Origin of the sequence: Sporolactobacillus nakayamae, from assembly GCF_900113325.1 — a bacterium.
Taxonomy (GTDB): Bacteria; Bacillota; Bacilli; order Bacillales; family Sporolactobacillaceae; genus Sporolactobacillus; species Sporolactobacillus nakayamae.
In genome coordinates this window covers 52,957-67,135 of record NZ_FOOY01000008.1, presented here as the reverse complement: position 1 = coordinate 67,135, position 14,179 = coordinate 52,957, and the positions used below count along the sequence as shown (strand labels likewise).

The following is a 14,179-nucleotide window of genomic DNA, read 5'->3' as shown; positions in this document are numbered from 1 at the left end:
AAGTTGAACCGAACCCGATCAAAGTCGAACCCAAGAGAGGAGAAGTCGAACTGAAGACCCGAAGTTGAACCGAACCATCGAAAAGTTGAACCGAACCGCAAAAAAATCGTAACGAATTTGCTGCGCCGTCCGTGTTTTACTGCGAAGTAGACGAAAAATGCGCAATACTAAAAATGGAGAGTGGGACTTTGATTGTTAGAAATTAATATTGCGTTAGATTTTTATAAACAAGAATATGAGGAGAGTATTAAGTGTTTTATATTGCCAAGTCATCAACAAAAGTATTCGCCTCTGCCAGTTGAGGCTTTAGAAACGGCTTTGCTTAAAACAGATAGATACCCCGTTGTAATTACAGCGAACAAAAAAGCTGTCGGCTTTTTTGTGCTCTATGCAGATGATTTTATATATAAACATACAGATAATCCCAACGCTTTACTTTTAATGGACTTCTCAGTCAATTATTCAAACCAAGGACAAGGGTTTGCTAAAAAAGGTATGGGTCAGTTAAGACAATTTATAATTGATAATTTTAGTGCATGTAATGAAGTTGTTTTAGGAGTAAATTATAGAAATTTTAGAGCGCAGAAATTGTATGAAAAAATTGGATTTATTGATACAGGCCGAAGAATCATTGGGGAAAATGGAGAAATATTAATTTTGAGTTTAAGTTTGACTACTTAACAGAGCTGCCCATAAGTTTTCAGACGGTTACTGAGTCGAGCCATCTACATTTTTTCCGATTTTTTCCTTCCGCCCTGCTTTGTGCTAGAATGCTGTGTAGGTACAATGTGCGTGTTCGCCCGAATCATCGAGGCGAACCGCCGACTATTTGGATGAAAAAGGAAGGCGGAACGATGAGTCAAGTAAATACAAAAGTCGATAAAGAATCATTTTTGGCAGACCTTTCCTCACTGATTGCGGTGCCGAGTACGAAGGATGCGAGCCAGGCGAAGGAAGGCGCCCCGTTCGGACCGGGGCCGCTGGCTGCATTGGAAAAAATGCTGGCGATCGGCAAACGCGACGGCTTCCGGACAAAGATGCTGCAAGGCTATGCCGGCTATATTGAATATGGACCGGAAAATGCCGAGGATTACATTGCCGTGCTTGGTCATGTCGATGTCGTGCCGGCGACCGGAAAATGGGCACACGATCCGTTTACCGTTCATGAAGAGAACGGGACTCTGTATGCCCGCGGTGTGATTGATGACAAGGGACCGACGATGGCTGCCTATTATGCACTCAAAGCACTGAAAGATTCAGGCGTTTCGGTTAAAAACCGGATCCGTCTCGTGATCGGGACAGATGAAGAGAGCGGCTGTGAATGCATGGTCAAGTACAATGAATTGGAACCAATGTCACTGTTCGGATTTGCTCCGGATGCTGAATTCCCGCTGATTTTTGCTGAAAAAGGCCAGATTCGCGCATGGATCAAGCTTCCGCAAGCTGCAGGAGATGCCCCGATTCATCTTACTTCTTTCTACTCAGGCGAGCGGATCAATATGGTGCCGGACCATGCCTATGCCGTACTGTCGGGTAGTGAGGCGGAGAAATGGTCCACACATGCGCAAGCCAAACTCAAAGCAAACCAAGTGTCGTTCACTGCAGAAAAGACAGAGCAAGGCGTTAAAATCACGGTTAAAGGCAAATCGGCACACGGATCCGAACCTGCCGGCGGCGTGAATGCAGCATTCTTGCTCGCCGGGGCATTAAAAGAACTGCCGATCGTCAAGGAAGAACAAGCTTTTGTCAATTTGCTTGCTGATACGCTGAATAATGACTTTGGCGGCGAACGGCTCGGGATCAAGTATCATGACGATGTGTCCGGTGAACTGACCGTGAATGCCGGAGTCATCCGCTTCGGTGAAGAGGGTGGAACGGTTTCACTTGATATTCGTTGCCCAATCAAAGCCTCATTGGATGAATTAACCAAGACGCTTACCGCCTCAGTTGAGACGCTTGGCCTATCCATCGGTGAACTCGGCACAAGCAAACCGCTGTACATGGATCCGAAGCATCCGGCGGTCCAAATCTTGAAAAAGGTTTATGAAAAACATATGGGTCTCAAAGATGTCGAGTTACTCACCAGCGGAGGCGGTACCTACGCTCAGTATCTCGACGCCGGTGTTGCTTTCGGCGCTTGCATGCCGGGTTATCCGTACACTGGCCATCAAGTGGACGAACACGTCAGAGTAGATGATTTGCTGCTTGCATCGGAAATCTATGCCGACGCGATGGCTGAACTTGGCAATCTTGAAAGGTAAATGAATGTCTAAGCGATTATTGAAATCTAATTGCATAGAATAGCAATAGTTATGGCGAGGAAAAGTGAATGCTTTTTTCCTCGCTATTTTCTTGCACTTTCAGGAAAATTAGTGGTTACATTTTGAGGAAGAACTTGATAGAATGTGAGTACGAAATGACTGCACATTATTCATGCTTCCGAATGAAGCAAAATTAGTGCGCGTTGACGCAATCAGTTGTATAACTGGAATGGAAGTTTGATTGACGATGAAAAAGGAAGAGATGACCTGGTGCACGCGACGGTGACAACGACATGACAGCTTTGATGGAGGATTGAAAAGTAATGGCAAAAGGTGTGTTTTGGCTGTTTCTTTCCGTATTCTTGAATGCATTCGGGAATGCACTGACGGTAAAGGCAGCGTTCGGTTCGGCACCGTGGACGGCGGCGAGCATCAATATTTCGAATGCTACAGGCTTGACGGTGGGCAATGTTCTGATCATTATGGGCATTATCGTTCTGATCGCAGATGACCTTCTCAGAAGGCATTGGAATGGAATCAAGGATGTGTTTAATTTTCTCTATATGCTGTCCTTCGGCTATTTAATTGATGCGTGGCTCTTTATTATGCAATCAGTGACAGTGAACGGCTGGGCATTGCGCGTCATTGTCTGCATTGCGGGAGTACTGTGTATCGCGGCTGCGCTGTCGATTTATTTTCAAGTCAATCTGGTGTTGCATCCTTTTGATGATCTGCTTAAAATTTTACGTGAGAAATACTTAAATGGAAATGTTGTGCTCGCGCAGCGTATTTCACTTGGAATTCCGCTCGCACTCGGATTATCAGTCGGGCTGTTTCGCCATCATTTGGTTGGTATCAATCTTGGCACGGCGATCAGTTTTCTTTGCATGGGATACTTTATTCTGTTTTTTGATCGCTGTATTCATCTGCATCTGAACCGGGACGCGTTGACACATTGGCGTATGCCGCACCTGTTACATCATGTGAAGCATTCGAAAGCATAATAAATTTGCTTGACAATTTTCTCCAAACGACTAATAATGAGTGTACAAAATAAAAATGCGATGAAGAGAAGAAGTAGAGTGTGCGCTTTTCAGCAGAGAGCTCCGTCCGGTGAAAAGGAGCAGAAGCAAGCACTCGAACATGGCCTCTGAGCTGCGAAGCCGAACGGCGCTGATCGCCGAAGTAAGCCGAGCCGAGTTAAGGTTCTTGTTGCAAAAACCGGAGTATACGTACGAAGTACATGTACTCGCTGAGACCGGTCATGCGAGTGGCCGGTGAATCAAGGTGGTACCGCGGAGCTAACCCCCCGTCCTTAGTCAATCGATTAAGGACGGGGGTTTTTGATTTTTCAGTGAGTGTCTGTGGAATAATGAAGCAAAAGACTGCAAACAGGAAAGGTGATTCAAAATGAGTAATGCACTGGTCTTTCAAACTGATTTCGGACTCGTCGACGGAGCGGTATGCGCGATGTACGGCGTCGCGAATTCTGTTGATTCGAAATTGAAAATATATGATCTGACCCATGACATCCCGCAATACAACATTTGGGAAGCCTCTTACCGGTTGCGGCAAACGGTCAATTATTGGCCGGAGGGAACCGTATTTGTCTCAGTTGTTGATCCGGGTGTCGGATCAACACGCCGCAGCGTGATTGCCCGGACGCGCAAAAATCAATACATCATTACACCCGACAACGGGACGCTGACGCATATTAAAAAAATTGAAGGAATTGAAAGTGTGCGTACGTTTGATGAGAAAGCAAACAAATTGCCGACTGCCGGCGAATCGTTCACTTTTTTCGGTCGAGATATTTATGCCTTTAACGGTGCCAAACTGGCAGCCGGAATCATTGATTACGAGCAATTCGGCGAATTGGTACCAGTCGAATCGGTTACTGAGTTGCCGATCATTCCCTCCTATCGAGAAGACAGTCAGGTAAATGGAACGATTGATATCCTTGATGTGCGTTTCGGCAATCTTTGGACGAATATCGGTCATCTGCTTTTTCACGAACTGGATGTGGCGCGCGGCGACCGCCTGGCTGTGAAAATAAAAAACGACACCCGGACCGTGTATGAGAATACGATGGTGTTCGGCCGGTCATTTGCTGAAGTGGCAATCGGCGAACCGCTGCTTTATATTAATTCACTTGAAAATGTCGGTGTCGCGATCAACCAGGGCTCATTCGCCAAAGCCTATTCGATCGGCACCGGCACGAACTGGCATATTTCGCTGCACAAAGTTTGAACTATCTTGTAATCGCAAAGGAGGTGATGTCCAGAACAGTGTAATGACTAGTTCTTTTAGTACAGGCAGCAGGATCAGCATCAAGGAACTTATCTATTTTTTATACTATTATTTCAAAGGGGAATGATTTTGATGAAAAAAGATTGGCTGTCTATTCGTACGATTGTTGCCGCAGGTATCGGCGCCGCTATTTTTATTATCCTTCGTTATATCTCCATACCGGTTGGTTTTGTTCCGAACACGACCGTGCAATTATCCTATATTTTTTTAGCGCTGATCGCAGTCGTTTACGGTCCGGTTGCCGGTGGACTGGTCGGCTTGATCGGTCATTCACTTGGAGACGCGCTTCAGTATGGAAGTGTCTGGTGGAGCTGGGTCGTTGTGTCGGCAATTGTCGGTATTGGTTTTGGTCTTGCCTCTCATTTTCTTAAGATTTCCGATGGTGAATTCGGCTGGAAATCGATTGCCGTTTTTAATCTTTTTCAAGTGGTGACGCAGGCCATCGGATGGTTCTTGATTGCGCCTATTCTTGATATCTCGATCTATGGCGAACCGGCCAACAAAGTATTCGTTCAGGGCTTTACAGCCGGAATCTTGGATATAGTGACGGTCGGTATTTTCGGCACACTCTTAATTTGGATTTATACGCAAACACGGACCAAGGTCGGAAGTCTGAAAAAAGAAGCATAAACCAAATTCTTGGCCGATTAATCTTTACTGTACGTTTTCGAATGATTAATCAAGCTGGAAAGAAAATTAAAGGATTGCCATGAATAAAAAGGTCATCTCGTTCAAACAATTCAGTTTTAAATACAGAAGTCAGGAAAGTCCGTCGCTGTATGATATCAATTTGGCTATTAACCAAGGCGAACGTATCTTAATTACCGGACCGTCCGGATCTGGAAAAAGCACGTTGGGACGCTGTATTAATGGCTTAATTCCGAATACCTTTAAAGGCGAAATCAAAGGGACACTCGAACGAATGGGCGGAGATGCAGGTGATCAACGTATTCCGGCTTTGTCAAAGAAAGTCGGGACCGTGCTTCAAGACACAGACGCTCAATTTATCGGGTTAACGGTTGGCGAGGATATTGCCTTTGCTTTGGAAAACGATGCGGTTCCGCAAGTTGAGATGAAGAAAACCGTCGCGCAAGCTGCAAAGCAGGTCGGCATGGAACTTTTTCTTGATCAATCGCCGCATGATTTGTCCGGAGGGCAGAAGCAAAGGGTGTCAATGGCAGGGGTACTGGTTGACCCGGTCAGCATTCTTTTGTTTGACGAACCGCTTGCCAATCTCGATCCGGCATCGGGGAAAGCGACCATGCACTTGATTGACCGGATTCAAAAAGAGACGGGTGTGACTGTGGTCATTATTGAACATAGAGTGGAAGATGTCCTTGCGATCGGTATTGATCGAATTGTGCTTGTTGCAGATGGCAAGATCGTTGCGGATGCACCGCCCGATCAGTTGCTTTGTTCCGGCGTTCTTGAAGCAAATGGTGTGCGTGAGCCGCTCTATTTGACAGCGTTAAAACGCGCCGGAATTCCGATTGTGCCGGAGCTTCACCCGGAATCGCTGGACCACATGAGGCTGGACGGTGCCGGAGCGGCCCTGCTTGCATGGACGCATGCCGCCGTTTCAGAAAAGGAGCATCCGCTTGGTCAACCCATTCTGAACGTTTCGCATGTCAATTTTCATTATGAACCTGATCGGCCGATACTTGAAGATGTCCGTTTTTCTGTACGGAAAGGCGAGCGAATCGCACTGGTGGGCAAGAATGGCGCCGGCAAATCAACGCTCACTAAGTTGATTTGCGGACTTGAGCATCCGGATTCAGGCACCATTTATATCGGCGGTGGCGACATTAGCACGCAGACGATCAAGGAACGTTCGGAACACATCGGTCTTGTTATGCAGAATCCGAATCAGATGATTTCACAGAATATGATTTTTGACGAAGTGGCGTTCGGGATGAGGCTTCGTGGTTCCGCTGAAGAAGAGATCAAGCGTCGTGTTTATGAATCTTTGAAAATCTGCGGGTTGTATCCCTACCGGAACTGGCCGGTTTCCGCACTCAGTTTCGGACAGAAAAAACGGGTCACTATTGCTTCTATTTTAGTTCTTGATCCTGATCTGCTCATTTTAGATGAACCGACGGCAGGTCAAGATTACCGGCATTATACAGAGATTATGCGCTTCTTGGAATCGCTCAGTGAAAAAGGTATGACGCTGATTATGATTACCCATGACATGCATCTGATGCTTGAATACACAGAGCGCGCACTTGTGATGGCGGACGGTCGATTGATTGCTGATCAGCCGCCTGCAGAACTGCTCTCTGACGCTGACATCGCGTCACGGGCCAATTTGAAGACAACCTCATTGTATCATTTGGCTGAACGTGTCGGTTTTTCAAGCCCACCGACATTTGTAAAGCACTTTATTCAGAGTGAGCAGGGGAGGCGGTCGTGTGATGAGAATGCACATGCTCAGCTACATTGACCGCGCGACACCGATCCATCAGATGACCGGCGCGGCGAAACTGATTTGTTTTATTCTTTGGTCTGTGATCGCCATGACCACCTTCGACACGCGGGTGCTTGTATTTATGCTGATCACAGGAGTGATTATTTTTTGGGTTGCCAAGGTGCGTTTGAGCGAGATCTCTTTCGTCCTTAGCTTCATACTGGTTTTTCTTCTGCTTAACAATCTGGGCATTTATATTTTTGCGCCGCGGCAGGGGACGACGATCTATGGAACAACCCATATTCTCGTCCATCTTCCGGGCATCTTTTCACTGACGTGTGAACAGCTTTTTTACCAGTTGAACGTTAGCTTAAAGTATTTTGCGGTCATTCCTTTTGCACTGCTCTTTATTGTAACGACGCAGCCGAGCGAATTTGCCGCATCCTTAAACCGAATCGGTGTCAGCTACCGGATCGCCTATGCCGTATCGATCACGCTCCGCTATATTCCCGATGTGCAGCGCAGTTATCATGAAATCGCTCAAGCTCAGCAGGCACGCGGTGTTGATCTGTCCGGAAAGCAGAAATTCGGGCGGCGGATCCGTCGGGCATCGGCGATTGTCATTCCGCTTATCATTTCTACGCTGGATCGGATAGAAGTCGTCAGCAATGCCATGGAACTGCGGCGATTCGGCAAAAAGAAGAAACGAACGTGGTATCATGGGCGTCCGTTTACCCGTATCGATTATTTAGCAGTCCTATTTGCCGGACTGTTGCTCATTCTGTCACTATGGTTGACGTTACAGCGCGGCAGCCGCTACTATAATCCTTTTATTTGATGCTCTAACAGGAAATCAGTGAACAACCCGGTACTTATAGTGCCGGGTTGTTCACTTGCTTCTCTTCACGGTGCGCCCGCGGCAAGCGAGAGGCGAAAGTGTCGTTTAGGTACAAGCTGGTGGGTCAAAGCACCTTGAATCAATAGGAGACCAAGCCCCATGGGATACTTTACTATTTAGACGGACGATTGGTTAATCTTCTTGCAAGAAAATTTCAATTCGCTCTTTTCCTTTACCCAAATTTCTTCTCTTCAGGTAAATCGGTCCGATCTCTCCGGTTCGGCGGAGGTGTGTGCCGCCGCAGGGGACCTGAGCGAAGCCTTCAATGCGCCAATACCTTCGCTGATTCTGTTCATCACTAAAGGCGCTGATAATCGGTAAATCCTCCGTGATCATTTGATTCACGCGCTGCGTCAGCTCCGGGAAAATCGTCGCAATGCTGCCTTCCCAATAGAAATCAATCCGTGCCTTATCTTCATTAATATTGGCACCGATCTTTTCCGGATGGTGAAAAAATTGGTATACATGCTCGAGTACCAACTCCGCAGCAAAATGAAGCCGCATCAATCGATAACGTCGGGGCCAGTCAATCACGACCGTGACGCTGTCCCCTGTATGCAACTGATGTGAATCAGACAATGTGTAGCGAATGTCTTTGCCTTCCTTTTCTGCAGAAAGAATGGGATAGCCGCCGATAGTCCCGGCGTCTGAGACTTGGCCTCCGTAAAAGCATAGGCAACCGTTTGACTGACTGTGACACTATTTTCAGCTACGGAGGTAACGACTGCATCAATTTGTGTTAAATAAGAATCCTTCCAAAAAACTTTTTCAACGGCCATATGCTCATCTCCACAAGCGTCATAAGTTTAAAATAGTATACCATTTTACAATTTAGGCGGGGACGAAATAATCAATTTCACACAATATCCAGTGGCACTTTGCGTGCCGGCTTCGAAAATGCGAGATTTAAGTTTCGCTGTTCTTCTTCAGATAATCGGATAGATGCGGCCTGTGCGTTTAACAGTACGTGTTCCGGACGTCCGGCTTTTGGAATGGCAACGATCCCGTCGGATTCCGCATAGCGGATTGACCAAGCGAGCAGAATCTGAAGCGGTGTTGCCTGGTGATCGACAGCTGCTTTCATTACATCCGGGTCTTTGAGCAGCTGGGATTTAAGTGACCCGCCTTCAGCCAGAGGACAATAGGCCATGACTGAAACCTGATGTTCGCGCATCCAAGGGAGGAGTTCACACTCAATTCCGCGTGATCCGAGATGATAGAGAACTTGATTCACGGCGCAATTCGTTCCGCCTGGAACCGACCAAAGATCCTGCATGTCGCTCGTATCGAAGTTCGAGACGCCCCAGCGCAAAATTTTACCGGCTTGTTTCAATTCTTCCATTCCTTGAACTGTTTCTTCGAGCGGAGTCGCCCCGCGCCAATGCAGCAAATAAAGATCAAGATGGTCGGTTCCGAGCCGTTTCAAGCTGCGGTCGCAGGCTGTGGCGAGCTTTTTTCGGGTCGCGTGGTTCGGATAAGCTTTACTTACAAGAAAGACGTCGTCGCGAATGCCGGCAATCGCTTCACCAATGAGCGATTCGGAACGTCCTTCCCCATACATTTCTGCGGTATCAATCAGATTCATGCCAAGACGAACCCCGAGGCGGAGCGCCTCTTGTTCCGAGGCACGTTGAAGCGGATCGTCGCCCATATGCCATGTACCTTGGCCGATCACCGGAATTTCAGCTCCATCAGGCAACTTGACTGACCGCTTTTTCACTTCTCGCATTGCGCTGTCCAGTCCATCGTCGTTCCATTCCATGAATGATCATTCTCCTTTACTTTTACGGTCTTGGCGATTCAACCATTTCATTCCTTCTCGTTCGGGATGATTACAGATGTTGTCACTATATCTGGAATTTGATTGGCGTGCGGCAGTCCATAAGTGTTATCAACTTCTCGAATCAAAAGTTGCCGCTCTGTTGCTTTGATCTCAACTTTGTTGTTCATGATTGAATGGCCCGGATCCGATTCTATGTATCTTTACACAGTCCGTGCCTATTCCTGCCTGCATTTCTTATTACCTTAATAATCCCACAATAAGTCACTCGTGACGAATAATATGGTAGAAAAAAATACCTTTTTCTTTTCGAAGCCAAATCTTCCAATTCTTATTACTTTCCATCCCCCACAGCTGTTGTAAAATTAAAGAGATCTGCAAAGATTGCGAGAAAGCGAGACAAGGAGTACTGCATTGTGATGATTTCCCAGTTTATTAAAAAGCTATACCGTTCCGATTATACAAAAGTTTTTCTACTTTGCCTCATTACTTCCGGAATTATGTTTGTTCCATCAATTATTGCGAATAAAGGATTATTTACATTGGTCGGAGATTTTAACTATCAGCAGATTCCGTTTAATATGCTGAGCAACGAGGCGATTAAAAGCGGTGATTGGTTCTGGAACTGGTCAACGGATCTCGGGAGCAACTTTATCGCTTCCTATAGCTTTTACACACTAGGCAGCCCCTTTTTTTGGCTTAGTCTGCTGTTTCCTGCGTCGCTGTTTCCCTATGTGATTGGGCCGATGTTCTTGCTGAAGTACTGCGTCGCCGGAATGACGGCGTACGGATACATTCGCCGCTATGTAACAGATAGTCGCTACGCCATGATTGGCGCACTTCTATATGCCTTCTCCGGGTTCTCGACTGTTAATCTGATGTTCAACCATTTTCATGATGTTGTCGCGTTCTTTCCATTACTTTTGGCTGGCTTCGACCGTCTTGTCATCGACCGGAGAAAGGGTTGGTTTGCCGCGGCCGTCGCTTTGAATGCGACATTAAACTTCTTTTTCTTTATTGGCGAAGTCATCTTCTTAATTCTCTATTATGTGCTTCGCTACATAGCTGAAGATTGGAAACTTTATGTACGGCGCTTGCCGCGGATCATTGGGGAAGGTCTGCTCGGTATCGGTATGGCGAGCCTGCTGTTTGTTCCGGCCATTCTGTTCACCTTGCAAAATCCGCGTCTGGATTCATTTTTGTATGGGCCGAACGCGCTTGTCTATTCCGGAAGCCGTTATTTGGAGCTCATTAAGGCAATTCTGATGCCGGCAGACATCATGCCGCATCAGTCGGCTATTTTTCCATCGGATTTCTCATCGAGCAGTGCGTATTTGCCGCTTTTTGGGCCGGTTCTTGTACTCACAATGATGATTGGCCGCAGAAATTGGATGCGGCGGATGATGATCGGTTGTATCATCATGGCGGCTGTACCACTCTTGAACAGTTTATTTTATGTTCTGAACGCCTCCTATTACGCACGCTGGTTTTACATGCCGGTGCTGATTATGGCCTTGATGTCGGCGGTTGCCCTCGAAAAGAGAACTACAATTCAATTAAAAAAAAGCTTGCTGATTTCGGTAACTGCTCTAGCTGCTGCGGCCGCTTTTCTGCTCTTTTATCCGTGGAGTGAAACGCAGCGGAGTGCGATTTTCCATTATGATCAGTTCCTTTTCTACCTGACTGCGGCAGCCGCGGGACTCGCCGCAACCTATTATCTCGTCTGGCGGTTTCGAAACGCCAAGCGTTGGTACACGGCCGTCTTTGCAACCACCGTGATCTTTTGCGGCGGATTGGGCTTGTTTAATATTTTTGCAACGCATAACATCTATGACTATCAAGATGGCAAAGCCATACATGATACAGTTGTTAAGACAGGAAAAGAACTGAAGCAGCGCCTGCCGATAACGGAAAATTACCGCATCGGCATTAGTGATGATGGATGGAACTTGGCGATGGTTGCCGGGTTGCCGACCGTCAATTCGTTCACAAGCATGGTGAATGGTTCCATTTTTGACTTTTATAAGTCGATCGGTTCGCCAAGGGGTGTGAAGACAATTGTTCCGGCAGATGCATATGGGTTGAAGCCGTTGCTGTCGGAGCGCTTCTATGTAAGTACGGTGAAGTTGAGCCGTGGTCATTTATACACACAATTTTACAACGGTACCGGGATGGTTTATGTCTATGAAAATAAGGATGTGCTGCCAATCGGTTTCACCTATGACTACTATGTCACGCAAAGCCGTTTTCAACATGTCTCGGACGCGTACAAGCATTTGGTACTGCTCCGAGCCGTGGTCATTAAAGACAGCGATGCTTCAAAAGTGAAAAACTACCTTGTGCCTCTTCCTGAAAGCGACCTGTTTACAACGGCTAATGGAGAATACCAACAGGATCTGAAGCTGCGCGCGAAGGAGGCATCAACCGCGTTCCATCGGGATCATAGAGGATTTACCGCAAACATTCAGGCAAATACAGATAAGTTTGCCTTCTTCAGCGTGCCCTATGACAAAGGATGGTCTGCCAAGGTCAATGGCATTTCTGTACCGATCATCGACGCGGACGGTATGATGATTGTACCGGTAAGGGACGGCGCTAATCATATTCGATTTGACTACCATACGCCGGGGCTCGCGTCCGGCGCGGTGATCGCTCTTCTTTCAATGGTCATATTTGCGACCTACCTGTTCTCAAATCGTCTGTTCCTTCGCAGACGCGTGCAGCCATCTCGTGAATTTATTAATGAATGAAAAAAATGCCGGGATCTAAGTCAATACACTTTATCCGGCAGCTTTTTTTAGTTTTAAACGCTTTAATGATTGAACGCGCTGTATCGACAATTATAAGATTACTTGGTAGAATAGCAGGCGCAGGTTCATTTATTCAAGGAACGGGCATTATATAGAAAGAAAGATGAGCAAAAGGATGGAGGCAGCCTAAATTGACAAATGAAGTGAAAAATGATGCACTGACGGTTAAATCATACACCAACAATGTGCTGACCGGTCTTGCTATCGGGATTGTCGCCGGATTAGTTCCGTCGGCATTGCTTAGTGAACTATGCAAGGCACTTGCGCCACATGCGCCGATTTTCGCCATTATCTTGCAAATTGTCACGATCATTATGTTTACAGTGCCGTTGTTGATTGGGACGGCGATTGCGTTTCGATTCAAATTTAATCCGATTCAAATGGTTTCGGTAGCGTCCGCGACTTATATTGGTTCCGGTGCGTTGAATTTTACGCCGAACGGTGTCCTTGTGACCGGCATGGGCGATTTGATCAACACGTTGCTGACCGCAAGTATAGCCGTTGCTGTTGTCTTGATCATCGGTGACCGGTTAAAGGCATTCGCGCCACTTTTTTTGCCGACGATTGTCTGCGTGGTTTCCGGTGGTATTGGTTTATGGATTCTGCCCTATGTCCGCAAAATCACAATGGCAGTCGGTCAGCTGGTTGACAGCTATTTTGCGCTGGCGCCGATTCTAATGGGCATTCTTGTCGCCGTCAGTTTCTCAATTATTATTGTTTCGCCTATTTCAACTGTAGCCATTGCGACAGCCATCAGCATGAGCGGCATCGCGTCCGGTGCCGGAAACCTCGGTGTTGTCGCTGCTGCTGTTGGCATGTTTCTTGGCGGCATGCGTGTGAATCCAATTGGATTGTCTTTATCCGCACTACTCGGCACGCCAAAGATCATGATTGCGGCGATTGTCCGTAAACCAATTATTCTGCTGCCCGTTATTTTAAATGCGGCTGTTCTCGGCGTTTTGGCTGTTGTGTTCAAGATTCAAGGAACGCCAATCAGCGCAGGGTTCGGATTCTCCGGACTCGTCGGCCCGATCAACGCGATCCGCTTTATGCCGGGCGGCGGAACAGCGGCCAATCTGCTGATTATTGTGCTTGTCTTTATTATTATTCCTTTTGCGCTCGGCTGGTTCTTCGAATGGCTGTGCCGCACGCAGCTGCACCTCTACACGAAGGAAGACTACATTGAAAAGCAATAATCCTATAAATAAATCAAAGAAGCACCGGTATCCTTTAGATGCCGGTGTTTTTGTTGTTCCAAGTAAAAAAAGTATAGCGTTTTGCCTTGCCGGTGCGACGATAAGGTCATAAGATTCGATTGGGCGATCAGGTAAGCGCCAATCTGATAAATAGACGGAAAAATTACCCTTATCTAGAAAAAAATGAAAAAAAGCTTAAATAGACGGAGAAATTCCGCTTATCGAATCGAAAAACGTGAAAATAGAGGATTTTTCTTTGCATAACCGGAAAAATTACCCTTATTTACCGGTGAAACAAGCGTCAGGATGCATATAACCGGAAAATCTCCGCTTATTCTATTCCGGGCGTTCTTTGCCTGGTTTTTCTGTGTGCAATTTTTAGCGCATATGTAGGGATGAACGGAATTTTGTGTACAATCTTATAAAAAGCAGAATGTAGTTGGTATTTGAACAATTTGTGAAATTGATCTTTTTTTTCAGAAAATAATGTTAATAAACACTTGATTAGTTACTGTTT

The 14,179-nt window shown here is 46.5% G+C and carries 14 protein-coding genes; 10 read left to right on the top strand and 4 right to left on the bottom strand.

Translation table 11 applies throughout. The annotated features are described in order from the left end of the window. Window positions 1-192: 192 nt before the first annotated feature. The 8 genes from BM003_RS06550 to BM003_RS06520 all read left to right on the top strand — a co-directional run bounded on the left by BM003_RS06550 (window position 193) and on the right by BM003_RS06520 (window position 7,816). Entirely contained in the window at window positions 193-681 is a 489-nt protein-coding gene (locus BM003_RS06550) for a GNAT family N-acetyltransferase (RefSeq protein WP_093671317.1), read from the top strand. 173 nt (window positions 682-854) lie between these two features. Further along, window positions 855-2,261: a dipeptidase PepV gene (gene pepV / locus BM003_RS06545; protein WP_093671523.1), complete on the top strand. Its 1,407-nt coding sequence runs from the start codon at window positions 855-857 to the stop codon at window positions 2,259-2,261. A 323-nt stretch (window positions 2,262-2,584) separates the two neighbouring features. Then, the gene (locus BM003_RS06540) at window positions 2,585-3,265 is read left to right on the top strand and encodes a YczE/YyaS/YitT family protein (RefSeq protein WP_093671315.1); all 681 of its coding nucleotides are present in this window, start codon (window positions 2,585-2,587) and stop codon (window positions 3,263-3,265) included. Between the two features lie 109 nt (window positions 3,266-3,374). Further along, a complete protein-coding gene (locus BM003_RS17580; RefSeq protein WP_177184676.1) occupies window positions 3,375-3,542 on the top strand; it encodes a hypothetical protein in 168 nt (55 codons plus the stop codon). Window positions 3,543-3,671: 129 nt separating this feature from the next. Then, on the top strand, window positions 3,672-4,511 hold the full coding sequence (locus tag BM003_RS06535) for an SAM hydrolase/SAM-dependent halogenase family protein (RefSeq protein ID WP_093671313.1): 840 nt from the start codon (window positions 3,672-3,674) through the stop codon (window positions 4,509-4,511). Between the two features lie 132 nt (window positions 4,512-4,643). Then, window positions 4,644-5,201, top strand: a complete 558-nt coding sequence (locus BM003_RS06530) for an ECF-type riboflavin transporter substrate-binding protein (RefSeq protein ID WP_093671311.1) — start codon at window positions 4,644-4,646, stop codon at window positions 5,199-5,201. 79 nt (window positions 5,202-5,280) lie between these two features. Continuing rightward, window positions 5,281-7,014 carry an ABC transporter ATP-binding protein gene (locus tag BM003_RS06525; protein ID WP_093671309.1) on the top strand — a complete coding sequence of 578 codons (1,734 nt, stop codon included), beginning with the start codon at window positions 5,281-5,283 and terminating at the stop codon, window positions 7,012-7,014. Further along, window positions 6,986-7,816: an energy-coupling factor transporter transmembrane component T family protein gene (locus tag BM003_RS06520; RefSeq protein ID WP_093671307.1), complete on the top strand. Its 831-nt coding sequence runs from the start codon at window positions 6,986-6,988 to the stop codon at window positions 7,814-7,816. The genes BM003_RS06525 and BM003_RS06520 overlap by 29 nt, the downstream gene beginning before the upstream one ends. A gap of 192 nt (window positions 7,817-8,008) precedes the next feature. Here BM003_RS06520 and BM003_RS17815 read toward each other — a convergent pair whose 3' ends face one another. The 4 genes from BM003_RS17815 to BM003_RS17575 form a co-directional block, all read right to left on the bottom strand. Next, entirely contained in the window at window positions 8,009-8,410 is a 402-nt protein-coding gene (locus BM003_RS17815) for an alanyl-tRNA editing protein (RefSeq protein ID WP_218143223.1), read from the bottom strand. After that, window positions 8,407-8,655: a hypothetical protein gene (locus BM003_RS17810; protein WP_218143221.1), complete on the bottom strand. Its 249-nt coding sequence runs from the start codon at window positions 8,653-8,655 to the stop codon at window positions 8,407-8,409. Before BM003_RS17810 ends, BM003_RS17815 begins: the two co-directional genes overlap by 4 nt. Window positions 8,656-8,732: 77 nt before the next feature. Beyond that, window positions 8,733-9,638, bottom strand: a complete 906-nt coding sequence (locus tag BM003_RS06510; RefSeq protein ID WP_093671305.1) for an aldo/keto reductase — start codon at window positions 9,636-9,638, stop codon at window positions 8,733-8,735. 47 nt (window positions 9,639-9,685) lie between these two features. After that, window positions 9,686-9,826 (bottom strand): hypothetical protein, encoded by a 141-nt coding sequence (locus BM003_RS17575; RefSeq protein WP_177184675.1) that lies wholly within the window; start codon window positions 9,824-9,826, stop codon window positions 9,686-9,688. Between the two features lie 249 nt (window positions 9,827-10,075). Here BM003_RS17575 and BM003_RS06505 point away from each other — a divergent pair, with 249 nt between their 5' ends. Both BM003_RS06505 and BM003_RS06500 read left to right on the top strand, forming a co-directional pair. Then, the gene (locus BM003_RS06505) at window positions 10,076-12,406 is read left to right on the top strand and encodes a YfhO family protein (protein WP_093671521.1); all 2,331 of its coding nucleotides are present in this window, start codon (window positions 10,076-10,078) and stop codon (window positions 12,404-12,406) included. A 191-nt stretch (window positions 12,407-12,597) separates the two neighbouring features. Next, on the top strand, window positions 12,598-13,662 hold the full coding sequence (locus tag BM003_RS06500) for a PTS sugar transporter subunit IIC (RefSeq protein WP_245734111.1): 1,065 nt from the start codon (window positions 12,598-12,600) through the stop codon (window positions 13,660-13,662). Window positions 13,663-14,179: the final 517 nt, after the last annotated feature.

What these genes read in the sequence shown, in the direction of transcription:
- pepV (WP_093671523.1), top strand. Translation starts at nt 855, where the DNA reads ATGAGTCAAGTAAATACAAAAGTCGATAAAGAATCATTTTTGGCAGAC.
- BM003_RS06540 (WP_093671315.1), top strand. Translation starts at nt 2,585, where the DNA reads ATGGCAAAAGGTGTGTTTTGGCTGTTTCTTTCCGTATTCTTGAATGCA.
- BM003_RS06535 (WP_093671313.1), top strand. Translation starts at nt 3,672, where the DNA reads ATGAGTAATGCACTGGTCTTTCAAACTGATTTCGGACTCGTCGACGGA.
- BM003_RS06530 (WP_093671311.1), top strand. Translation starts at nt 4,644, where the DNA reads ATGAAAAAAGATTGGCTGTCTATTCGTACGATTGTTGCCGCAGGTATC.
- BM003_RS06525 (WP_093671309.1), top strand. Translation starts at nt 5,281, where the DNA reads ATGAATAAAAAGGTCATCTCGTTCAAACAATTCAGTTTTAAATACAGA.
- BM003_RS06520 (WP_093671307.1), top strand. Translation starts at nt 6,986, where the DNA reads ATGAGAATGCACATGCTCAGCTACATTGACCGCGCGACACCGATCCAT.
- BM003_RS17810 (WP_218143221.1), bottom strand. Translation starts at nt 8,655, where the DNA reads ATGGCCGTTGAAAAAGTTTTTTGGAAGGATTCTTATTTAACACAAATT.
- BM003_RS06510 (WP_093671305.1), bottom strand. Translation starts at nt 9,638, where the DNA reads ATGGAATGGAACGACGATGGACTGGACAGCGCAATGCGAGAAGTGAAA.
- BM003_RS17575 (WP_177184675.1), bottom strand. Translation starts at nt 9,826, where the DNA reads ATGAACAACAAAGTTGAGATCAAAGCAACAGAGCGGCAACTTTTGATT.
- BM003_RS06505 (WP_093671521.1), top strand. Translation starts at nt 10,076, where the DNA reads ATGATTTCCCAGTTTATTAAAAAGCTATACCGTTCCGATTATACAAAA.